Annotated in this window: 21 protein-coding genes; 16 read left to right on the top strand and 5 right to left on the bottom strand. The window is 66.0% G+C overall.

From position 1 onward, the window contains the following. Positions 1–71: 71 nt before the first annotated feature. Positions 72–413, bottom strand: coding sequence for a hypothetical protein (locus tag ACQKLX_RS13020; RefSeq protein ID WP_427361989.1), 342 nt, complete (start codon positions 411–413; stop codon positions 72–74). Positions 414–705: 292 nt separating this feature from the next. On the opposite strand from ACQKLX_RS13020, the gene ACQKLX_RS13015 reads away from it, so the two are divergent. The 8 genes from ACQKLX_RS13015 to ACQKLX_RS12980 all read left to right on the top strand — a co-directional run bounded on the left by ACQKLX_RS13015 (position 706) and on the right by ACQKLX_RS12980 (position 10,051). Further along, positions 706–2,679, top strand: coding sequence for an AMP-dependent synthetase/ligase (locus ACQKLX_RS13015; RefSeq protein ID WP_427361988.1), 1,974 nt, complete (start codon positions 706–708; stop codon positions 2,677–2,679). After that, positions 2,676–3,491, top strand: a complete 816-nt coding sequence (locus ACQKLX_RS13010; protein WP_427361987.1) for an ABC transporter ATP-binding protein — start codon at positions 2,676–2,678, stop codon at positions 3,489–3,491. The genes ACQKLX_RS13015 and ACQKLX_RS13010 overlap by 4 nt, the downstream gene beginning before the upstream one ends. A gap of 187 nt (positions 3,492–3,678) precedes the next feature. After that, on the top strand, positions 3,679–4,593 hold the full coding sequence (locus tag ACQKLX_RS13005; protein WP_152013608.1) for a branched-chain amino acid ABC transporter permease: 915 nt from the start codon (positions 3,679–3,681) through the stop codon (positions 4,591–4,593). 11 nt (positions 4,594–4,604) lie between these two features. Then, the gene (locus ACQKLX_RS13000) at positions 4,605–5,684 is read left to right on the top strand and encodes a branched-chain amino acid ABC transporter permease (RefSeq protein ID WP_326872467.1); all 1,080 of its coding nucleotides are present in this window, start codon (positions 4,605–4,607) and stop codon (positions 5,682–5,684) included. A 161-nt stretch (positions 5,685–5,845) separates the two neighbouring features. After that, complete coding sequence (locus ACQKLX_RS12995; protein ID WP_427361986.1) at positions 5,846–7,174, top strand: ABC transporter substrate-binding protein; 1,329 nt, start codon at positions 5,846–5,848, stop codon at positions 7,172–7,174. Positions 7,175–7,237: 63 nt separating this feature from the next. Then, on the top strand, positions 7,238–8,083 hold the full coding sequence (locus ACQKLX_RS12990) for an ABC transporter ATP-binding protein (RefSeq protein ID WP_326872465.1): 846 nt from the start codon (positions 7,238–7,240) through the stop codon (positions 8,081–8,083). A 31-nt stretch (positions 8,084–8,114) separates the two neighbouring features. Further along, positions 8,115–8,789, top strand: coding sequence for a zinc metallopeptidase (locus ACQKLX_RS12985; RefSeq protein ID WP_427361985.1), 675 nt, complete (start codon positions 8,115–8,117; stop codon positions 8,787–8,789). Positions 8,790–8,818: 29 nt separating this feature from the next. Then, complete coding sequence (locus ACQKLX_RS12980) at positions 8,819–10,051, top strand: phenylacetate--CoA ligase family protein (RefSeq protein WP_427361984.1); 1,233 nt, start codon at positions 8,819–8,821, stop codon at positions 10,049–10,051. Between the two features lie 112 nt (positions 10,052–10,163). Here the strand turns inward: ACQKLX_RS12980 and ung are convergent, their stop codons facing one another. Then, positions 10,164–10,862, bottom strand: a complete 699-nt coding sequence (gene ung, locus ACQKLX_RS12975) for a uracil-DNA glycosylase (RefSeq protein WP_427361983.1) — start codon at positions 10,860–10,862, stop codon at positions 10,164–10,166. Further along, the gene (locus ACQKLX_RS12970) at positions 10,859–12,379 is read right to left on the bottom strand and encodes a bifunctional metallophosphatase/5'-nucleotidase (protein ID WP_427361982.1); all 1,521 of its coding nucleotides are present in this window, start codon (positions 12,377–12,379) and stop codon (positions 10,859–10,861) included. The genes ung and ACQKLX_RS12970 overlap by 4 nt, the downstream gene beginning before the upstream one ends. Positions 12,380–12,531: 152 nt before the next feature. On the opposite strand from ACQKLX_RS12970, the gene hemH reads away from it, so the two are divergent. Then, positions 12,532–13,569 carry a ferrochelatase gene (hemH, locus tag ACQKLX_RS12965; protein WP_427361981.1) on the top strand — a complete coding sequence of 346 codons (1,038 nt, stop codon included), beginning with the start codon at positions 12,532–12,534 and terminating at the stop codon, positions 13,567–13,569. A gap of 190 nt (positions 13,570–13,759) precedes the next feature. Here hemH and ACQKLX_RS12960 read toward each other — a convergent pair whose 3' ends face one another. Further along, a complete protein-coding gene (locus ACQKLX_RS12960) occupies positions 13,760–14,659 on the bottom strand; it encodes an alpha/beta hydrolase (RefSeq protein ID WP_427361980.1) in 900 nt (299 codons plus the stop codon). A 45-nt stretch (positions 14,660–14,704) separates the two neighbouring features. On the opposite strand from ACQKLX_RS12960, the gene ACQKLX_RS12955 reads away from it, so the two are divergent. The 7 genes from ACQKLX_RS12955 (at position 14,705) to ACQKLX_RS12925 (ending at position 18,576) form a co-directional block, all read left to right on the top strand. Next, on the top strand, positions 14,705–15,271 hold the full coding sequence (locus ACQKLX_RS12955; RefSeq protein ID WP_427361979.1) for a MarR family winged helix-turn-helix transcriptional regulator: 567 nt from the start codon (positions 14,705–14,707) through the stop codon (positions 15,269–15,271). A gap of 1 nt (position 15,272) precedes the next feature. Continuing rightward, positions 15,273–16,253, top strand: a complete 981-nt coding sequence (locus ACQKLX_RS12950) for an SPFH domain-containing protein (RefSeq protein WP_427361978.1) — start codon at positions 15,273–15,275, stop codon at positions 16,251–16,253. Between the two features lie 2 nt (positions 16,254–16,255). After that, positions 16,256–16,702 (top strand): NfeD family protein, encoded by a 447-nt coding sequence (locus ACQKLX_RS12945; RefSeq protein ID WP_427361977.1) that lies wholly within the window; start codon positions 16,256–16,258, stop codon positions 16,700–16,702. A 369-nt stretch (positions 16,703–17,071) separates the two neighbouring features. After that, positions 17,072–17,599, top strand: a complete 528-nt coding sequence (locus ACQKLX_RS12940) for a L,D-transpeptidase (RefSeq protein ID WP_427361976.1) — start codon at positions 17,072–17,074, stop codon at positions 17,597–17,599. 173 nt (positions 17,600–17,772) lie between these two features. Beyond that, a complete protein-coding gene (locus ACQKLX_RS12935) occupies positions 17,773–18,090 on the top strand; it encodes a DUF2853 family protein (RefSeq protein WP_210208378.1) in 318 nt (105 codons plus the stop codon). Positions 18,091–18,233: 143 nt separating this feature from the next. Continuing rightward, entirely contained in the window at positions 18,234–18,365 is a 132-nt protein-coding gene (locus ACQKLX_RS12930) for a hypothetical protein (protein ID WP_427361975.1), read from the top strand. Between the two features lie 7 nt (positions 18,366–18,372). After that, on the top strand, positions 18,373–18,576 hold the full coding sequence (locus tag ACQKLX_RS12925; protein WP_427361974.1) for a hypothetical protein: 204 nt from the start codon (positions 18,373–18,375) through the stop codon (positions 18,574–18,576). Between the two features lie 6 nt (positions 18,577–18,582). Here the strand turns inward: ACQKLX_RS12925 and ACQKLX_RS12920 are convergent, their stop codons facing one another. Then, the gene (locus ACQKLX_RS12920) at positions 18,583–19,884 is read right to left on the bottom strand and encodes a class I SAM-dependent methyltransferase (RefSeq protein ID WP_427361973.1); all 1,302 of its coding nucleotides are present in this window, start codon (positions 19,882–19,884) and stop codon (positions 18,583–18,585) included. Positions 19,885–20,007 lie beyond the last annotated feature (123 nt).

Here is a 20,007-nt window from a genome sequence, read left to right as displayed (position 1 = left end):
GCCTGGATCGCTCTTTGTCGGGCTCCGGACCTGCAGCGGTCAAGCTCGCATCTGCGGGCGGCGAAAGCCCGCTACGATCCCCCGCCCGGCGAGAAGAAGCACAGAAGCTCCCCCGCATCGTTCATGCAGAGATGAAAGAACCCGTCCGGTGAGAGCCGGGCCTTCTGATAGGGGATTTCGAGCACGACTGTCTGGCGGCGCTCCGTCACCCACATCGGGTGCCGGCCCGGCCTGATCGTCACGACGAAGCCCGACGGTGTCTCCCGTACCTCGCCGGCATCGATCCGGGCGCAATCGGCCTCCGAGCAGCATTCGAACGGATAGTCCCAGCCGCCGGGCGCGCGATGCGCGCGCGTCTCTGTCGCTCCAATAGCGAGCATGATCGCGATCGTGATCGAGGCAAGCGCACGCATCGGCCGGTCCTCGCCGCGAGCCATCGACGTGCGCGCAGCCGAAAAGGCTACGCCGGCCCAGTGAAAACCGGGCGCCTGCAAGCCTTGCGATGTCGGGATGTGCCGCCCGGCAGTTCGCGGGGCTGAAGGCCAAGTCGAACCTCGGCGGGACAATAGCGCCTCAAATGCATCTTGTCTGTCAAGTGGCTTCTTGCACGGCGCCGAGCCACCTGCAAAACTTGCATGATCGCACAAGGACTTCGCGTCCGGACAAACCCGCGACAGACGGGGCGACAGGGTGGAGACGACGATCGTGGCAAGCGCAGCCGCCGATGTGGCGGATACCTTTCCCAAGCTCGTGCTGCGCAATGCGCGGGAGCGCGGCGCGCGTGTCGCGTTCCGGCACAAGGACCTCGGCATCTGGCAGTCCTGGACCTGGGCCGAAGTCGCCGAACAGGTCCGCGCCTATGCGAGGGGATTCGAGCAGCTCGGCCTGAAGCGCGGCGAGAAGGTCGCGATCATCGGCTACAACCGGCCGCGCCTGTACTGGTCGATGGCCGCGGCGCAATGGCTCGGCGCGATTCCGGTGCCGGTCTATGCCGACAGCGTCGCCGACGAGATGGCCTATGTGCTCGACCATGCCGGCGCGGTCTTCGCCTGCGTGCAGGACCAGGAGCAGGTCGACAAGGTCCTCTCCGTCACCGAGCGCCTGCCGAACCTGCGCCATATGCTCTATGACGAGCCGCGCGGTCTGCGCGACTACGACCATGCCAAGCTGCACGACATCGGCGACGTGATCGAGGCGGGGCGCGTCGCGCTCAAGGACGCCGCCGTCTCAGCCGCGCATGACCGCGAGATGGAGCAGGGCGCGAGCAACGACCTCGCCATCATTCTTTACACCTCCGGCACGACCGGGCGGCCCAAGGGGGTAATGCTCACCCATTTCAACGTCATCACCGCCGCCGAGATCGGCTGCGGCTTCGACGGGCTGAACGAGAACGACGAGATCATCGCCTATCTGCCGATCGCATGGGTCGGCGACCATGTCTTCTCCTATGCGCAGGCGATCATCGCCGGCTTCTGCGTCAACTGCCCGGAAGGGCCCGAGACCGTCGTCGACGATCGCCGCGAGATCGGGACGACCTACGCCTTCGCCCCGCCGCGCGTCTTCGAGACCATGCTGACCTTGACCATGGTGCGCATGGAGGATGCCGGTCCGTTGATGCGGAAGATCTTCCACTACTTCCTCGGCGTCGCCAAGCAGCATGGCGAGAAGATCCTGAACGGCGAAAGCGTGCCGCTCGGCGCTCGCCTGCTCTACAAGCTCGGCGACATCCTGATCTATGCGCCCCTGCGCAACCGCTTCGGCCTGACCAACATCAAGGTCGGCTACACCGCCGGCGAGGCGATCGGCCCCGAGCTCTTCCGCTTCTACCGCTCGATCGGCGTCAACCTGAAGCAGCTCTACGGACAGACCGAGGCCGGCGTCTACATCACCATGCAGCCGGACGGCGAGATCAAGGCCGACACCGTCGGCAAGCCGGCGCCGCAGGTCGAGATCAGGATCGCCGACAATGGCGAGGTGCTCTACCGCTCACCCTCGATCTTCCGCGGCTATTACAAGGACGAGGAGAAGACCGCCGAGACGATGACCGAGGACGGCTATGTCCGCTCGGGCGATGCCGGCTTTTTCGACGAGAGCGGCCACCTCAAGATCATCGACCGCGCCAAGGATGTCGGCAAGCTCAACTCGGGCGAGCTGTTCCCGCCGAAATACATCGAGAACAAGTTGAAGTTCTATCCGAACATCAAGGAGGTCGTCGCCTTCGGCCAGGGCCGCGACTACGCCACCGTCGCCCTCAACATCGACCTGACCGCCGTCGGCAACTGGGCCGAGCGCAACAATGTCGTCTACGCCTCCTATCAGGAGCTCGCCGGCCATCCGCAGGTCTACGAGATGATGGCCAAGCATGTCGACGAGGTGAACCGCTCGCTCGCGGCCGAGCCGATGATGGGCGGCGCCCAGATCAAGCGCTTCCTGATCCTGCACAAGGAGCTCGACGCCGACGACGGCGAATTGACCCGCACGCAGAAGGTCCGGCGTGGCTTCATCGCCGAGCGCTACGCTCCGCTGGTCGAGGCTTTGTACAATGGCTCGACCCAAGCGGACATATCCACGGAAGTGACCTTCGAGGACGGCCGCAAGGGCGTGATCTCGGCGACGGTCAAGGTCGCCGACGCCAAGATCTACCCGGTCACGGCCCCGGCGGCGAAGGAGGCGGCATGAACGCGCATTCCATGGCTGTCGCCGGCACACCGGTCACGCAGAAGGGCGAGGTACTGCTCTCGGTCGAGAACGTCTCGCTGCGCTTCGGCGGCGTCAAGGCGATCACCGACGTCTCCTTCGACATCCGCAAGGGCGAGATCCGCGCCATCATCGGCCCGAACGGTGCCGGCAAGACCTCGATGCTCAACTGCATCAACGGCTTCTACCACCCGCAGGAAGGCCGGATCACCTATAAGGGCGTGCGTCGCGCCAAGGTCAGGCCGCATCAGGCCGCCGCCGCCGGCATCGCCCGCACCTTCCAGAACGTCGCTTTGTTCAAGGGCATGTCGACGCTCGACAACATCATGACCGGGCGCACCCTCAAGATGCGCAAGGGCTTCTTCTGGCAGGCGCTGCGGCATGGGCCGGCGATGAGCGAGGAGATCGAGCATCGCAAGGTGGTCGAGGACATCATCGACTTCCTGCAGATCCAGCACATCCGCAAATTGCCCGTCGGCAAGCTGCCCTATGGCCTGCAGAAGCGCGTCGAGCTCGGTCGGGCGCTCGCCATGGAGCCCGAGCTGCTGCTGCTCGACGAGCCGATGGCCGGCATGAACCTCGAGGAGAAGGAGGACATGTGCCGCTTCATCCTCGACGTGAACAATCAGTTCGGCACCACCATCGCCCTGATCGAGCACGATATGGGGGTGGTCATGGATCTTTCCGACCGCGTCGTCGTGCTCGAATACGGCCGCAAGATCGCCGACGGCACCCCGGCCGAGGTCAAGGCCGACCAGCGCGTGATCGACGCCTATCTCGGAGTGGCGCACTGATGGCCGCCGCAAGCAAGGACATGAGCGCATGAGCGACATCGCCGCGCAGCCCGCGCCCAATCTCCTCGCCAATGGCTGGATTAAGGCCGGCGTCATCGTTGTCGGCCTGGTCGCCGCCGCGCTGATCGGCGCCCGCCTCGACCCGACCGGCACGATCCACGCCATCTTCGTCGACCCGTTCAACCAGATGGTCCAGGCGCCGGACCTGCTCGCCCAGACGATCTGGGAGGGGCTGGTCTCCGGCGTGCTCTACGCCCTGATCGCGCTCGGCTTCGTGCTGATCTTCAAGGCCTCCGGCGTCTTCAACTTCGCCCAAGGCATCATGGTGGTGTTCGCGGCGCTGACCCTGGTCGGCCTCTACGAGAAGGGCGTGCCGGCCTTCCTCGCCGTGATCCTGACGCTCGGCGTGATGTTCGCGCTGGCCGTCACGATCGAGCGGGTGGTGCTACGCCCGCTGGTCAACCAGCCCGACATCATCCTGTTCATGGCGACCTTCGGGATCACCTATTTCCTGATCGGCTTCGGCGAGGCCATCTTCGGCGGCAATCCCAAGCAGATGATCGCCGACCAGCTCTATCTGCCCAAGGGCGCGATCGACCTGAAGATCCTCGGCGGTATCGTCTCGCTGCAGAAGATCGACATCGCCGCCGCCATCATCGCCTCGCTGATGATCGCCGTGCTGGCGCTGTTCTTCCAGTACACCCGCATCGGCCGGGCGCTCCGCGCCGTCGCCGACAGCCACAAGGCGGCGCTCTCGGTCGGCATCTCGCTCAACCAGATCTGGGTGATCGTCTGGTTCACCGCCGGCATCGTCGCGCTGATCACCGGCATCATGTGGGGCGCGCGCTCGGACGTCTCCTTCGCGCTCGAGATCGTGGCGCTGAAGGCGCTGCCGGTGCTGATCCTCGGCGGCTTCACCTCGATCCCCGGCGCCATCGTCGGCGGGCTGATCATCGGCATCGGCGAAAAGCTCGGCGAGTTCTACTGGGGGCCGCTGATCGGCGGCGGCATCGAGAGCTGGCTCGCCTATTTCATCGCGCTGGGCTTCCTGCTGTTCCGGCCGCAGGGCCTGTTCGGCGACAAGATCATCGAACGCATTTGAGAGGCTGACCCGTGTTCTACCGCGAAGCCGGCCAATACAAGACCAACTACGCCGCCGACATGGCCGTGTTCCCGCTCCGGCAGGACCGGATCGGCATCGCTGTCATCCTTGCGATCGCCTTCATCGGCATCCCGTTGACCGGCAACGACTTCTTCATCGCCTCGGTGATGATCCCGTTCCTGGTGCTCTCGCTGGCGGCGATCGGGCTCAACATCCTCACCGGCTATACCGGGCTGATCTCGCTCGGCACTGCCGCCTTCATGGGCGTCGGCGCCTATTCCTGCTACAAGCTGACCACCTTCTTCCCGGGCGTGAACATCATCGTCCTGATCCTGGTCTCGGGACTGTTCTCGGCGGCGATCGGCGTGCTCTTCGGTCTGCCCTCGCTGCGGATCAAGGGCTTCTATCTCGCCGTAGCGACGCTCGCCGCGCAGTTCTTCCTGCAATGGGCCTTCGTGCGCGTGCCCTGGCTGTTCAACTACAACGCTTCGGGCGCGATCGAGGTGCCGCAGCGCACGCTGTTCGGCCTGCCAATCACTGGCGCCGCCGCAACGCCCGAGACGCGTTATTTCGTCTGCCTCGGGCTCGTCGTGGTGCTGACCTGGTTCGCCTCGAACATCGTGCACGGCAAGCTCGGCCGCTCCTGGATGGCGGTGCGCGACATGGATATCGCCGCCGAGCTGATGGGCATCAAGCTGCTCAACGCCAAGCTCACCGCCTTCGCCGTCTCCTCCTATTTCGCGGGGGTCGCCGGAGCTATGATGATCTTCCTCTGGTATGGCGGCGGCGAGGCCAACGACGTCTTCACCATCCGCCTCTCCTTCACCATCCTGTTCATGGTGATCATCGGCGGCCTCGGTTCGCTGATCGGTTCCTTCTTCGGCGCCGCCTTCCTGTCGGCCCTGCCGACCGCGCTGAAGTTCGGCCTGCCGGCGCTCGGCGTGCCGATCGGCGGCGCGACGGCCGAGCACGTCACCTTCATGCTGGTCGGCGCGCTGATCATCATCTTCCTGATCGTCGAGCCGCACGGGCTGGCGCGTCTCTGGCAGATCGGAAAGCAGAAATTGCGGACGTGGCCCTTCCCCTACTGACCAGCGCGCTTTCCGTTTGGCTGGAACAGCCAAACGACAAGAATTCGCGCAAGATCAAAGGGGAGAGAGACCCAAGGACAACGACCCGCCGCGGTCTTCAAGCGGCGGGCAAGCGAAGACGGGACGGCTCGGCCGGACCCGGCAACCACGGAGGAAGGCCTATGAAAACGAGCAGCATCATCAGGAGCGTCGCGCTCGGCGCGCTTCTCGCCGCCGGTGCGACCGCCGCGCCGGCCAATGCGCAGGAGACGATCTACTTCTCCAACAACGCCTATCGCACCGGCCCGTTCTCGGGCTCGGGCATCCCGATCGGCGACGGCATGCGCGACTACATCAACATGATCAATGAGCGCGACGGCGGCGTGAACGGCGTCAAGATCATCTATGAGGAATGCGAGACCGGCTACGACACCAAGAAGTCGATCGAGTGCTACGAGCAGGTCAAGTCGAAGACCATCGTCTACAGCCCGTGGTCGACCGGCGCGACGCTGGCCGCGATCCCGCGCGCCCATGTCGACAAGCTGCCGATCCTGTCGATGGCCTACGGCCTGTCGGCCTCGGCTGACGGCACCAACTTCCCCTGGGTCTTCATCCCGCCGCTGACCTATTGGGACGGCGCTTCGGTGATGGTGAAGCACATGGCCAACGAGCTCGGCGGTATGGACAAGCTGAAGGGCAAGAAGCTCGGCCTGATCCATCTCGACGCGCCCTTCGGCAAGGAGCCGATCCCGGTGCTCGAGAGCCTCGCCAAGAAATACGGCTTCGAGCTCAAGCTCTATCCGGTCGCCGCGGCCGACATGCAGAACCAGGGCTCGCTCTGGCTCTCGATCCGCCGCGACCGGCCGGACTTCCTCTACAATCAGGGCTGGGGCGCGATGAACCCGACCGCGGTGAAGGAAGCGATCAAGAACAACTTCCCGATCAACAAGCTGGTCGGCGTCTGGTGGGCCGGCGGTGACGACGACGCCCGCGCTGGCGGCGCCGAGGCCAAGGGCTACCGCTCGCTGAACTTCAACGCGGCCGGCCAGAACTTCCCGGTGATCCAGGACATCCTCAAGCATGTCGTGGAGAAGGGTAAGAGCACGACGCCGAAGGAGAAGGTCGGCGAGAACCTCTACAATCGCGGCGTCTACAACTCGATGCTCGTGGTCGAGGCTATCCGCACCGCCCAGAAGCTGACCGGCAAGAAGGTGATCACCCCCGAGGACATGCGCCGCGGGCTGGAGAACCTGAACATCGACGAGGCCCGACTCAAGGAGATCGGCATGGCCGGCTTTGCCTCGCCGGTGAAGGTCAGCTGCACCGACCATTCCGGCCACCACAAGGCCTATGTCGCCGAATGGGACGGCACCAAGTGGACCCAGAAGGGCGACTGGATCGAGCCGATGAAGGACGAGGTCCGGCCGCTGATCGAGGCCAACGCCAAGGACTATGTCGAGAAGGCCGGCAACTGGCCCAAGCGGACCGAGCCCTGCGAGAAGTCGTCCTGATTTGAAACTCCGGGCGGCGGCCTGCCGCCGCCCGGTCACTCCCGTCCGACAGCGGAGCGCAAGATGTCGACCGCCACCCTCGATAAGCCCACCGCCGCCGCCGCGACGGACACCATCCTGTCGCTGAACAATATCGAGGTGATCTACGATCACGTCATCCTGGTACTGAAGGGCGTCTCGCTGCAGGTGCCGCGCAAGGGTATCGTCGCCATCCTCGGCGCCAACGGCGCCGGCAAGACCACGACGCTGAAGGCGATCTCGAACCTGCTCAAGGCCGAGCGCGGCGAGGTCACCAAGGGCTCGATCGTTTTCGACGGCGAGCGCGTCGACAGGATGTCGCCGAACGAGCTGGTGCGGCGCGGCTGCATCCAGGTGATGGAAGGCCGGCACTGCTTCGGCCATCTCTCGATCGAAGAGAATCTGCTTACCGGCGCCTTCACCCGCCGCGACGGCAACGCCGCGATCAAGCGCGACCTCGAGCGGATCTACGAGCTCTTCCCCAGGTTGAAGCAGCGCCGCAACTCGCAGGCTGGCTACACCTCCGGCGGCGAGCAGCAGATGTGCGCCATCGGCCGCGCCATGATGAGCAAGCCGAAGATGATCTTGCTCGACGAGCCGTCCATGGGCCTCGCGCCGCAAATCGTCGAGGAGATCTTCGAGATCGTCCGCCAGCTCAACGCCAGCGAGGACGTCTCCTTCCTGGTCGCCGAGCAGAACACCAACATGGCGCTGCGCTACGCTACCTATGGCTACATCATGGAGACCGGCCGCGTCGTCATGGACGGCGAGGCGAACATGCTGCGCGAGAACGAGGACGTGAAGGAGTTCTATCTGGGAGTCGCCGAGGGCGACAAGAAGTCCTTCCGCGAGGTCAAGAGCTACAAGCGCCGCAAGCGCTGGCTGTCATAGTCCGGCCGGGATCGGCGGGCAGGAGCCGGTCATGCTCTATATCGTCCTCGCCCTCCTGCTCGTCGTCATCATCTACGGTCCGCAATTCTGGGTCCGCTACGAAATGGACAGGCACGCCGCAGATAGGCCAGACCTCCCCGGCACCGGCGGCGAACTTGCGCGCCACCTGCTCGATCGTTTTGGCCTGCAGAAGATTCCCGTGGAGATCACCGCCGCCGGCGATCACTACGATCCCGATGCTCGTGCCGTGCGGCTCTCGCCCGGCAACCATGACGGCCGCTCGATCACCGCCGTCGCCGTCGCGACCCACGAGGTCGCCCACGCGCTGCAGCATGCGCAGGGCAGCCGCCTCTTCGATATCCGCACCAACCTCGCCCGGCTGCTGGGCAAGGTCGACAAGGTCGCGATGGTGGTGCTCGTCACCGCACCGCTGGTGATGATCCTGGTGCGGGCGCCGGGCGTGCTTTTCGCGCAGTTCGCCGCGGTGCTGGCGCTGCTCGGCATCGGGCTCGTCGTCCATGTCGTGACGCTGCCGGTCGAGTTCGACGCCAGCTTCGGCAAGGCACTGCCGATCCTCGAGCAGGACGGCTATCTGCACCCGGACGACATGCCGGCGGCACGCGGTGTGTTGAGGGCCGCGGCAATGACCTATGTCGCGGCCTCCCTGATGGGACTGCTCAATTTCCTTCGCATCCTGCGCCGATAGGCCGGGCACCATTTCCAAGGGCAAGAGCGATGAGCGAGCACTTCGACGATCTCGAGACCCGGCCGCCCGAGCGGCGCGAGGCCGATCTCTTCGCCCGGCTGCCGGCCGTGATCGCCGCTGCGCTGGCAACACCGGGCTATGCCGCGCATCTCAGGGGCGTCGATCCCGCTGCCATCACCGACCGTGCCGCGCTCGCGAAGCTCCCGGTGCTGCGCAAGGCCGACCTGCCGGCACTGCACAAGAATACCCCGCCCTTCGGCGGCTTGGTCGGTGCACCGCTCGGCTCCTTCGGCAGGCTCTTCACCTCGCCCGGCCCGATCTTCGAGCCGGAGGGTACCGGCAGCGACCCCTGGGGCACCGCCCGCGGCCTCTACGCCGCCGGCTTCCGTCGGGGAGACGTCGTGCTCAACACCTTCGGCTATCATCTGACGCCGGGCGGCTTCATCATGGATTCGGCCGCGCGCGCCATCGGCTGCGCCGTCATCCCGGCCGGCCCCGGCAATACCGAGCAGCAGATGGAGGTGATCGGCGCCTACAGTCCGAGCGCCTATCTCGGCACGCCGGATTTCCTCAAGCTGCTGATCGAGGCGGCCGACAGCCGCGGCGTCGACACCTCCTGCCTGAAGCGGGCGATCGTCTCGGGCGCGGCCTTCCCGCCCTCGCTGCAGGCCTGGGTTCGCGAGCGCGGCATCGACGCCTACCAGCTCTACGCCACAGCCGATATCGGCCTGATCGCCTATGAGACTTCCGCGCGCGACGGCATGGTGCTGAACGAGAACCTGATCGTCGAGATCGTCCGCCCCGGCACCGGCGATCCTGTCACGGAAGGCGAGGTCGGCGAGATCGTCGTCACCAATCTCGACCCGCACCATCCGCAGATCCGCCTCGCCGTCGGTGACCTCACCGCAGTCCTGCCCGGTGTCAGCGCTTCCGGCCGAACCAATGCGAGGATCAAGGGCTGGCTCGGCCGGGCCGACCAGACAGCCAAGGTCAAGGGCATGTTCGTGCGGCCCGAGCAGGTCGCGGAGATTGCCCGCCGCCATGCCGAGATCGCCAAATTGCGCCTCGTCATCGGCCGCGCCAACGAGCTCGACACGATGACACTGAAAGCCGAGATTTATGCCGAGCCGAAGGGCTTCATCGACGCGGTGTCATCGACCCTGCAGCAGGTGACCAAGCTCAAGGGCTCCGTCGAGGTGCTTCCGCTCGGCGCGCTCCCGAACGACGGCAAGGTCATCGCCGACGAGCGACCGGTCGGATAGGACGAATCGTCATGCTCGGGCTTGACCCGAGCATCTCGGAAACGTGAGCCTCGTTCTGCCCGAGATTCTCGGGTCTACGCTCAGCTTCGCCCGAGAATGACGGCCTTGCGCCCTACCACGCCACCGGCGCTTCCCCCTTCGCCTTCAGCCAGTCATTCGCCTGGCTGAACGGCTTCGAGCCGAAGAAGCCGCGCCGCGCCGAGAGCGGCGAGGGATGGGCGCTGGCGATGACGAGATGCCTGCTCTCGTCGATCAATGCGCGCTTGGATTGGGCGGGTCCTCCCCAGAGAATGAACACGACATGCGGCCGCTGCTGCGAGACGGCGGCGAGGATTTCGTCGGTCACCGCCCGCCAGCCGAGCTTGAGATGCGAGCCGGCCTGCGTTGCGCCCTCGCGCACCGTCAGCGCGGTGTTCAGCAGCAATACGCCCTGCTTCGCCCAGTCGGAGAGGTCGCCGCCAGCAGGCGGTGTGAGGCCAAGGTCCTCGGCCCGCTCCTTGTAAATGTTGACCAGCGAGCGCGGCAGCGGCGGTGGCCCGACATAGGAGAAGGCGAGCCCGTTGGCATGGCCGGGCGTCGGATAAGGGTCCTGGCCAAGGATGACGACACGCGCCTGGTCGAGCGGCATCAGTGCCAAGGCCGCGAGGAACCGTTCGGGCGCGGGCGCGACGACATGGCCGGCAGCGCGCTCGGCATCGACGGCGGCGCAGGCGCGCGCCACCGTACCGTCGCTGAAAACGGACAGATCGCGCCAGGAAGCGGAGGCCGGCGCAGCCAGGAAGGCGTCGAGCGCCGCGCTGAAACTGCTCACTTCAGGATGGCCCGACCCTCGACCTTGGCCTCGACCGTGCCGAGGCGGCGGATATAGACCATCACCTCGTTCGCCATCAGCTTGCCGTCGGTCAGGCCGATCAGCGTCTTGCCGCGGCCGAGCGCGGTGTAGCCGTCGCCGCCCGTCAGCATGAAGTTGTTGGTGGCGACGGTGTATTTTCCGGCCGGGTCGATCTCCTTGCCGTCGACCTTCACGGAGGTGACGCGCGAGCCCTGCGGCTGCTTGAGGTCGGCCTCGAAGCTGAGGCCCGACACCACCGGGAAGCGGCCCGAGCCCTGCGGCGCATCGCGCAGGCCGTTCTCGATCGCATCCTTCACGTCCTTGCCGGTGATCTCGACCATGGAGGTCGCATTGCCGAAGGGGAGCTCGCTCAGCACGTCACGCCGCGTCAGCTTGTGGCCGGCGGGATACTGCTTGTTGGCCCGGATGCCGCCGGCATTGGTGATGGCGATCTGCGCACCGGTCGCCGCCCGGATCGCATCGGCGATCAGGTTGCCGATCGCGGTCTCCTGCGTGCGGATCACGCCGGTGCGCGAATCGAGCGGGGTGCCCAGCGTCGCGATCTCGATGTCGAGTTCCTTCGACAGCTCGGTCTCGTAGCCCTTGACGATGGCAGCGACCTCGGGATCGGGCGTCGCGGCGCGGCTGTCATTCACGCGGAAGGTCGGCGTCCACTCGACCTTGCGATTGGCACCCTCGCCCGAAGCCTTGGCGGCGATGTCGATCGCGGTGACGTAATTGCCCTCCTCGTTCGACTCGACCATCACCACCTTGCCGTCATAGGCGATGGCGAGGTCGTGGTCGTGGCCGGTCAGCAGGATGTCGACCACGCGCGAGCGCACGATCTCATAGTCCATCGCCCGATCGGCATGGACCACCGCGACGAGGATGTCGGCGCCCTCGCCCTTGAGCTTGCGCGCCTCGCGCCGCAGTGCCTCCATGGTCGAGGAGAACTTGAGGTCGCCGGGATTGGAGAGCTGCGGCGTCGGATCGAAGGTCGTGCCGATCACGCCGACCTTGATGCCCCCCAGCTCGAAGATCTGCGAATCCTTGTGACCCGGCAGCGGATTGCCGGCGGCGTCGCGCAGATTGGCTGCGAAGGTCGGATAGCTCTGGGCCGCGGCGAGCTTGAGATAGTTCTCCTTGCCGAAGTCGAACTCGTGATTGCCCGGCACGAAGACGTCGATGCCCATCTTGTTCTGCATCGCGACGATATGGGCGCCCTGGTCGAAACCCGACATCAGCGAGGGCGAGTAGCAGTCGCCGGCATGACAGAACAGGACCGGCACGCCGCGGGCACGCTCGGCCTTGGCGACGCCCGCCGCCCGGGCGAAGCCGCCTTTGCCCTTGTCGTCGCTCATCTTGTAGATGTCGTTGACCAGCAGCAGCGTGAAGCTCGCAGGCGGCGTCTGCGCCTTCGCGACCGGCGCGGTGGCGGCAAGTGCCGCGGGAGCGCCGAGAACGCGAAGCGCGTGGCGGCGGGTCATCTTGGTCATCGGCGCGAACCCCTGCGGTTTTGATTTCGACGAAGACTAGCAAGAGCCTAGCCGGCTTGCGAGACCCCGCTTACGCAGTGTCGCACCCCGTACGGCCCGACTGGACGAAAACCGTAACTCGTCTAAATCACAGCCGAACGAAAGCGGATGTGATGAACCTCGAGCCGAGCCTGCCGCCCGACCACGCCACCATCAGAAGCGGCCGCATCGGCGTGCTCCTGATGAACCTCGGGACACCCGAGGGTACGAGCTACCGGCCGATGCGGGCCTATCTCAAGGAGTTCCTCTCCGACCGCCGTGTCATCGAGGAGCCGCGCTGGAAATGGTGGCCGATCCTCAACCTGATCATCCTGTCGACGCGACCCAGCCGCAAGGGCAAGGACTACGCCACGATCTGGAACAAGGAGCGTGACGAAGGCCCGCTCAAGACGATCACGCGCGCGCAAACCGAGAAGCTCGCCGAGCGGCTGAAGGGCGAGGCTGGCGACCGCATCACCGTCGACTGGGCGATGCGCTACGGCCTGCCCGATGTGAAGAGCCGCCTGAAGGCGCTGCTCGACCAGGGCTGCGACCGCATCCTGCTGGTGCCGCTCTATCCGCAATACGCCGCCCCGACCTCGGCAACCGCCTGCGACCAGGCCTTTCGCGCCCTGATGGAGATGCGCTGGCAGCCGACCGTGCGGGTCGCCCATCCCTATTATGCCGACCCCACCTATATCGACGCGCTCGCCGCCTCGATCCGGACCTCGCTCGGCAAGCTCAGCTTCGAGCCGGAGGTGATCCTCTGCTCGCTGCACGGCATGCCCAAGGAATACCTGCTCAAGGGCGATCCCTATTACTGCCAATGCGCCGTCACCGCCCGGCTGCTGCGCGACAAGCTCGGCCTTCCCGAGGAGCGCTTCCGCCTGACCTTCCAGTCGCGCTTCGGGCCCGACGAATGGCTGCAGCCCTATACCGACGAGACCGTGAAGGCACTGGCGCAGGGCGGCACCAAGTCGCTCGCCATCGTCGCGCCCGGCTTCTCGGCCGATTGCCTGGAGACGTTGGAGGAACTCGACGGCGAGAACCGCGAGATCTTCCTGCACAATGGCGGCAAGGACTTCGCCTACCTGCCCTGCCTCAACGATTCCGAGGAGGGCATGCAGGTGATCGAAGCCGTGGTGCGCCGGGAGCTGATGGGCTGGGTTTGAGTTAGGGTGCGGGAAGCACGGCCGGGAACCCCTCTCCCGAATGGGAGAGGGGCAGGGGTGAGGGACCGCCGCTGATCGTTAGGGTGAGGCGGCGCCGCTGCGGCCTCGATTGGATAGGGCGGGCCCTCATCCCTGCCCTTCTCCCACACGGGAGAAGGGTTCCCCACGCCCTTGTCTCCGAGGCCGTGACTTACCCCACCACGAAGCGCGTCACGCTCTCCACCACCTGCTTGGCCTGCAGAACGCGCCGGTGGCCGAGCCCGCTGGTCTCCTGCAGCGTCACGAAGCTTCCCGCAGCCGCCAGCGCTTCGGCGTGGTGGAAATCGAGCTCGCGATCCTGCCGGTCATGGATCACCAGCGTCGGCAGGCCGATCGCCTCCAGCTGCTGGCAGCCCTCGAAGGCCTCGACCGGATTGCCGGCGACGCTGTGGATGCGGCGCTCCAGCGCCGCCTGGCCGCGGCGGCCGAGCCCGATCGTCGCACCGAAATTGCGGGTGATCGTCGTCACCGAAGACGGCGCCGCAACGAGCGCGAGCCGGCCCGCTTTGACCCGAGGCTGACCCGGCACGCTGCGGGCCAGCGCGGCCAATGCGATCGCGCCACCAAAGGAATGCGCCACGATCGCATGCACCGGCGCAAAGACACGCGCCACGGCGGCGAGCGCAGCGACGCCGAGCGGAATATTGAGCTCGGCCCCGGTCGAGGCGCCATGCGCCGGCATGTCGAAGGCGACGACGCTGAAGCCCTGCGCCAGCAAGGGCTGGACGAACGCGGTCATGAACGCCGCCTCGCTGTTCCAGCCATGTAACAGGATGACGGTGGGCGCCGGACCCTCGCCATCTTGCAAGCGAGGCTCGGGTTCGAACAGATAGGTGCTGACCGTTCCGCACGGGTATGACACCGCCTGCCGGATCGCCGGCGCGAGCCGGTCGCGGGCGGCGATGATCGCCTTGCCGGTCCGGCTCTGTGGCCCCGGTGGGCGTGGCGGGGTACAGAAGAGCTTGAAGGCGGCGCGCCCGGCCGTATGCGGGGCGATGAAGCTGCCGATGCGGACGAGAGGACGAATGACGCGAAGCGCTGCGCTGGGCATGATCGGAAACCTTGTTCGTTCAGCCTTGAACTATTATGTTCAGCGATGAACAAAATGCAAGAGCCGATTTCCGCAACCGGAGCTGAAAGCGGGAGCACCGCGCGGCTGCCTTGGGAGCTGCCGCGCTTCAGGAACTGGCTCGCGGTCGCGCGGATGCACCAGCTCTGGAAGAAGGTCTTCTCCGAGGCGCTGGCGCCGCTCGGCATTCAGCTCGCCCATTACGACGTCCTCGCCAACATCTTCCGCACACCCGGGCTGACCCAGCAGGCGCTGGCCGAGAAGCTGCTGGTCGGCCGCAGCGCGATGAGCATGCTGCTGCCCGAGCTCGAGCGGCGCGGGCTGATCGAGCGCCGCAGCGACGAGACCGACAAGCGTGTACGCCGGCTCTGGCTGACGCCGGAGGGCGAGGTCCTGACCCGCAAGGCGCTGGCGATCCACGCCGCCCGGATCGAGGCGATGATGGGCGTCCTCAGCGACGAGGAATGCAACAATGTCGGCGAGCTGATGTGGCGGGTCGTCGGCTATCTCGAAGGCAAGCCGCCGCGCGAGCCGTCATCTGACGCTCGCAAAGCCACGCTTGAACCGAATTCCTCGACTGGGCTGGAGAGCTGAGATGAATCCCACTGGCTTCGACATCGTCGTCGTCGCATTGGTCGCGCTGGTGATCCTGACGATCGCGCTCGGGGTGCGCACCATCCCGCAGGGCTTCAACTACACGGTCGAGCGCTTCGGCCGCTATTCGCGCACCCTCGGGGCCGGCCTCGGGCTGATCATCCCCTATATCGAGCGGATCGGCCACAAGGTGAATGTGATGGAGCAGGTGCTCGACATTCCCTCGCAGGAAGCGATTACCAAGGACAATGCCGGCGTGCGCATCGACGCCGCGGCTTTCTATCAGGTCCTCGACGCCGCCAAGGCCTGCTACGAGGTCGCCTCGCTCGACCAGGCGCTGATCGTGCTGACCATGACCAATATCCGCACCGTGGTCGGCTCGATGGACCTCGACCAGCTGCTTTCGCATCGCGACGAGATCAACGAACGACTGCTGCGGGTGATGGACGCTGCCGCTTCGCCCTGGGGCGTCAAGGTCACCCGCATCGAGATCAGGGACATCCTGCCGCCGGCCGACATCGCCGGCGCGATGAACCGCCAGATGAAGGCCGAGCGCGAGAAGCGCGCTGCCGTGCTCGAGGCCGAGGGGCTGCGCCAGGCCGAAATCCTCAAGGCGGAAGGTCAGAAGCAATCGCAGATCCTCGCCGCCGAGGGCCGCAAGGAAGCCGCGCTGCGCGATGCCGAGGCGCGCGAGCGCCTGGCCCAGGCCGAAGCGAACGCGACCGCCATGGTCAGCGAGGCGATCAGCCGCGGCGACATCCAGGCCGCCAATTTCCTGATCGCCGAGCGCTATACCGAGGCACTGAAATCGATGGCGAGCGCCCATAACAGCAAGGTCGTGATCGTTCCCATCGAGGCCGCGGCGCTCGCCGGTACCGTGGGCGGCATCGCCCAGCTCACCAAGGCCGTGTTCGGCGAGGATGCGGCGGCGAGCCGGCGCGGCGGCTCCGTGCCCTCGGCCGGCCGTTCCGTGGAGGGCTGAGCATGCTTGACTGGTTCGCCTCCTTCGGCGGCTGGGCCTGGATCGTGCTCGGGCTCGTCCTGGTCGGCGGAGAGATGCTGGCGCCTGGCGTCTTCCTGCTCTGGCTCGGCCTCGCCGCGCTGGTGACCGGTGCCGTCGTCGGCTTGACCGGTCTCGCCTGGCAAGGCGCCCTGCTGGTCTTCGCCGCGCTCGCCGTCGCTTCCGTCCTCCTCGGTCGCGCCGTCACGCGCCATCGTGGCGACGAGCCCGATACCGCGTCCGGCCTGAACGATCGCGGCCGCCAGCTGATCGGCAAGGTCTTCAAGCTGGAAGCGACCATGGCCGGCGGCGAGGGCCGCATCCGCGTCGGCGATTCCTCCTGGCGCATCACCGGCCCGGAATTGCTCGCCGGCACAGAAATCCGCGTGGTGCGGGTCGACGGCGCGACGCTCGTGGTCGAGAAGGCCTGATCCCCTCGTCCCGCGCATTTTCTGCAAACCCCGCAGGAGCGCTTAACGAGCCGTTCACGCCGGTCATCGTCGCTCGTGGACCGTACCAGTCGGTTCCGTCATGACGGGACAGGCTCCGCCGGACTCCGGATCGCGGCGCCGGAGGTATCCTTCATGAGCACTCCGCACGGCCCGATCGACCTCGCCCTCGCCGCCCTGCTGTCGCTGCTGCTGGCGATGCTCGCGCTTGGCGGCGCCATCGCCTGAAATGCCGGCGATTAAGCGCGGATTCATGCTGAATCGAGGGTTCACCATGCTGCTGAACCCCTGATTCACCGGCAACCTGCCCAAATCCGCCTCCGAAGCGTTCAGCTGCGCAAGGAGAAAGCCATGGCAGGCCGGCACGGACCGATCGACTTCGTCGTCGCAGCGGCAATCTCGCTGCTGATGCTGCTGGCGGTACGCCCCGCCCAGGCGCGCGAGGTCGTCGATTTCCCCGATTACCGCTACCAGCCCGGCACAATCCTGATCCGCACCGCCGAGCGCAAGCTCTACTACATCGCAGCCCCCGGGCAGGCGCTGCGCTACACCATCGCCGTCGGCAAGGCCGGCAAGCAGTGGCGCGGCGTCAAATATGTCGAGGAATTGGTGGTCGAGCCGGCCTGGAGCCCGCCGGCCGAGGTCAAGCGCGACAATCCGCGGCTACCGGACGTGATCCCCAGCGGGGCCCCGAACAACCCGATGGGCGCGCGCGTCATCGGCCTCGGCCCCGGCGGCCAATACGCCATCCACGGCACCAACAACCCGCGCTCGGTCGGCACCGCCGCCTCCTATGGCTGCTTCCGCATGCACAACAGCGACGTGATCGATCTCTACGCCCGCGTCCGGATGGGAACGCCTGTCGTCGTGATGCCCTGACCTCCGGTCTTTACCTGAGGATCGCCCCGGATTTCATGCTTCTCCCCGAGGAATCGTACGATTTTTCGCGGCGGCGCCTCTCGCTTGTCGAGAAAAAGCCGGATATCGTTTTCGAAGGCGTAACGCTGAGTCCAGCCCGCCTACGAACCGATATGTCTTCAGAGGGGTACCCGATGGATCATCTCGCCGACGTCAAGAAGTTCGCCAAGAAGCCTCTCAATGAGGCCGCCTTCGCCGGCATGAGCAAGGCCTATGCACTGGTCATGAGCAAGCCCGACACCCGCTATGTCGCCTGCTCCGATCCCGCCGAACTCGAGCGCGTCCGCGAGAACTTCCTGAAGAAGAAGCTCGGCCTGAAGAGCGCCGACCTCGACGCCACCGTCAAGGCGACCTGCGACCATATGAAGGCCGACAAGACCAAGTCGCGCCTGACCTTCTACTATCTGCTGGCCGAACATTACGGCAAGCTCGACGCCTTCGTTAAGAAATAAGCCTGCAAGCCGGGCCCAGAGGCCAGCTGAGACCTTGGACATGGCGCCCCGTCGGGCGCCATTCGCATTTTCAGGACCGAAGGCGAAAACCCAGCTGAGCGCCGCAAGACCGGGACATCAGGATTCCACCCTTGGGGGTTTCGATGTTCACGCTGTCCCGCTCCGTTCTATCCGGCCACGCCCAGGCGCTCTTCACCGCCGCCGAGGCAGCCTTCGCCTCGATGATCGTCTTCGGTGCCGGCCTCGCCTTCGGCGCCACGATCGGCTTCTTTTGAGGCGGTCATGCCGACCGCTGCCGCCTCAAACGCCCGTCCGCATTTCAAGATCGGACGCGACCGCGAGGGCTACTGGATCGCGGTCGAGACGCATGGCCGCGGTGGTGGCTATTTCCGTAGCCGGGACGATGCCCTGCACTATGCCCGCGCCGAGGCAGGCCCTGGCGCCGTGACGTTCAGCGACCGGCCGCTCGCACTGCGCCTCTCATAACCGCGCTCAGCGATAGAGATCGACCCGCGTCAGCGGCAGGCCCGATGGGCCCTTGCGCCGCTTCGAGACCAGCGTCTGGTTGATCAGCGCCCCGCCCCTCTCGAAGGCGAGCGAGCAGCCGGCGAGATAGAGCAGCCACATCCGCGTCCGCTCCGGGCCGACTTCTGCTTCCGCTGCAGCCTTGTTCGCGTTCAGCCGCTCGAACCAGAGCCGGGTCGTGCGCTGATAATGCTCGCGCCAGCCTTCGACATCATGCACCTCGAAGCCGTAGCGCTCGAGATTGGCAATCGACATGCCCAAATGGTCGAGTTCACCGCCCGGGAAGATGTAGCGCACCAGCGCCCGATACTCGGCCGGCATCTTGTTGAAGGCCCGCTCGGTCTTCTTGGCGCGCCGCGAGATCGAGTGGTGGAGATAGAGCCCGCGCGGCTTGAGCAGCCGGTTCACCGCCTGGAAATAGGTCGGGTGGTTGCGGATGCCGACATGCTCGAACATGCCGATCGAGGAGATCTTGTCGAACTGCCCCTCCATCTGGGTGAAGTCTTTGAGATGGAGCGTGACCTTGTCCTGCAGTCCGAGCGCCTCGACCTTCTCCCGCGCCAGCTTGAGCTGCTCTTCCGCCAGCGTCACGCCATGGGCCTCGACGCCGTAATGCTGGGCAGCGTAGCAGACCAAAGCGCCCCAGCCGCAGCCGATGTCGAGCAGCTTGTCGCCCGGCTTCAGGCGCAGCTTCCGGCAGATCATTTCGAGCTTGTCGGTCTGAGCCCGTTCGAGGTCGTCATGATCCTCGGTGAAATAGGCGCAGGTGTAGACCATGCGCTCGTCGAGGAAGAGCTTATAGAACGCGTTCGAGACGTCGTAGTGATGGGCGATGTTGGCCTTGTTTGTCGCGGGCCTGCCGTCGCGGGCGATCTCGTCGCCCTTGATATGCGCGACCGCCTGTGGCGCCTGACCTGGCGCGAGGATGAAGCGCCTGACGACGTCGAACGCCGCCGATTTGGAGATGCCGCGCGCCAGCCGGCCCACTTTGCCGTCGGGCCGTGCCGCGGCGAGATCGAAGATCGTGCCGTTCTCGATCGCGATCCGATCGGACACGTGCAGATGCAGCAGCGTGTCGAGCTTCGGCTTGCGCAACAGCGCGGCGACGACGCCGGCATCGCGGATCGCGATCATCAGCCCGTCCGCCGGCCAGTCGGCCGGCGCGCGCGAGCCGTCCCAGAGCGAAAAGCCGAGCTTGAGTCCGAGCTTCCGGTACGCCTCGGTCAGGAGCCGCCGCAGCGCCTCGATCCGCTTGTCCTCGCTGCTCATGCCTTGCCCGCTCAGCCACCCCTGCCGACCTCTTAGAACCTGCCTGCGCTCTTGGACAGAGCTTCAATGCCCGGTTGGCGTCGACGAAAATACACGCATCAGCTGCATTACGTAACGTCTGCA

The sequence above is a fragment of the Allobosea sp. NPDC003192 genome (assembly GCF_050275675.1).
In the GTDB taxonomy this organism is placed as follows: domain Bacteria; phylum Pseudomonadota; class Alphaproteobacteria; order Rhizobiales; family Beijerinckiaceae; genus Allobosea.
This window is presented reverse-complemented; position numbering and strand designations above follow the sequence as displayed.

Excerpts from the sequence above, each read along its gene's own strand:
- ACQKLX_RS13020 (WP_427361989.1), bottom strand. The coding sequence starts at position 413 with ATGCGTGCGCTTGCCTCGATCACGATCGCGATCATGCTCGCTATTGGA.
- ACQKLX_RS12930 (WP_427361975.1), top strand. The coding sequence starts at position 18,234 with ATGTTCACGCTGTCCCGCTCCGTTCTATCCGGCCACGCCCAGGCGCTC.
- ACQKLX_RS12990 (WP_326872465.1), top strand. The coding sequence starts at position 7,238 with ATGTCGACCGCCACCCTCGATAAGCCCACCGCCGCCGCCGCGACGGAC.
- ACQKLX_RS12980 (WP_427361984.1), top strand. The coding sequence starts at position 8,819 with ATGAGCGAGCACTTCGACGATCTCGAGACCCGGCCGCCCGAGCGGCGC.
- ACQKLX_RS12925 (WP_427361974.1), top strand. The coding sequence starts at position 18,373 with ATGCCGACCGCTGCCGCCTCAAACGCCCGTCCGCATTTCAAGATCGGA.
- ACQKLX_RS12920 (WP_427361973.1), bottom strand. The coding sequence starts at position 19,884 with ATGAGCAGCGAGGACAAGCGGATCGAGGCGCTGCGGCGGCTCCTGACC.
- ACQKLX_RS13005 (WP_152013608.1), top strand. The coding sequence starts at position 3,679 with ATGGTCCAGGCGCCGGACCTGCTCGCCCAGACGATCTGGGAGGGGCTG.
- ACQKLX_RS12945 (WP_427361977.1), top strand. The coding sequence starts at position 16,256 with ATGCTTGACTGGTTCGCCTCCTTCGGCGGCTGGGCCTGGATCGTGCTC.
- ACQKLX_RS13010 (WP_427361987.1), top strand. The coding sequence starts at position 2,676 with ATGAACGCGCATTCCATGGCTGTCGCCGGCACACCGGTCACGCAGAAG.
- ACQKLX_RS12985 (WP_427361985.1), top strand. The coding sequence starts at position 8,115 with ATGCTCTATATCGTCCTCGCCCTCCTGCTCGTCGTCATCATCTACGGT.
- ACQKLX_RS12935 (WP_210208378.1), top strand. The coding sequence starts at position 17,773 with ATGGATCATCTCGCCGACGTCAAGAAGTTCGCCAAGAAGCCTCTCAAT.
- ACQKLX_RS12995 (WP_427361986.1), top strand. The coding sequence starts at position 5,846 with ATGAAAACGAGCAGCATCATCAGGAGCGTCGCGCTCGGCGCGCTTCTC.
- hemH (WP_427361981.1), top strand. The coding sequence starts at position 12,532 with ATGAACCTCGAGCCGAGCCTGCCGCCCGACCACGCCACCATCAGAAGC.
- ACQKLX_RS12950 (WP_427361978.1), top strand. The coding sequence starts at position 15,273 with ATGAATCCCACTGGCTTCGACATCGTCGTCGTCGCATTGGTCGCGCTG.
- ACQKLX_RS12960 (WP_427361980.1), bottom strand. The coding sequence starts at position 14,659 with ATGCCCAGCGCAGCGCTTCGCGTCATTCGTCCTCTCGTCCGCATCGGC.
- ACQKLX_RS12940 (WP_427361976.1), top strand. The coding sequence starts at position 17,072 with ATGGCAGGCCGGCACGGACCGATCGACTTCGTCGTCGCAGCGGCAATC.
- ACQKLX_RS12955 (WP_427361979.1), top strand. The coding sequence starts at position 14,705 with ATGAACAAAATGCAAGAGCCGATTTCCGCAACCGGAGCTGAAAGCGGG.
- ACQKLX_RS12970 (WP_427361982.1), bottom strand. The coding sequence starts at position 12,379 with ATGACCAAGATGACCCGCCGCCACGCGCTTCGCGTTCTCGGCGCTCCC.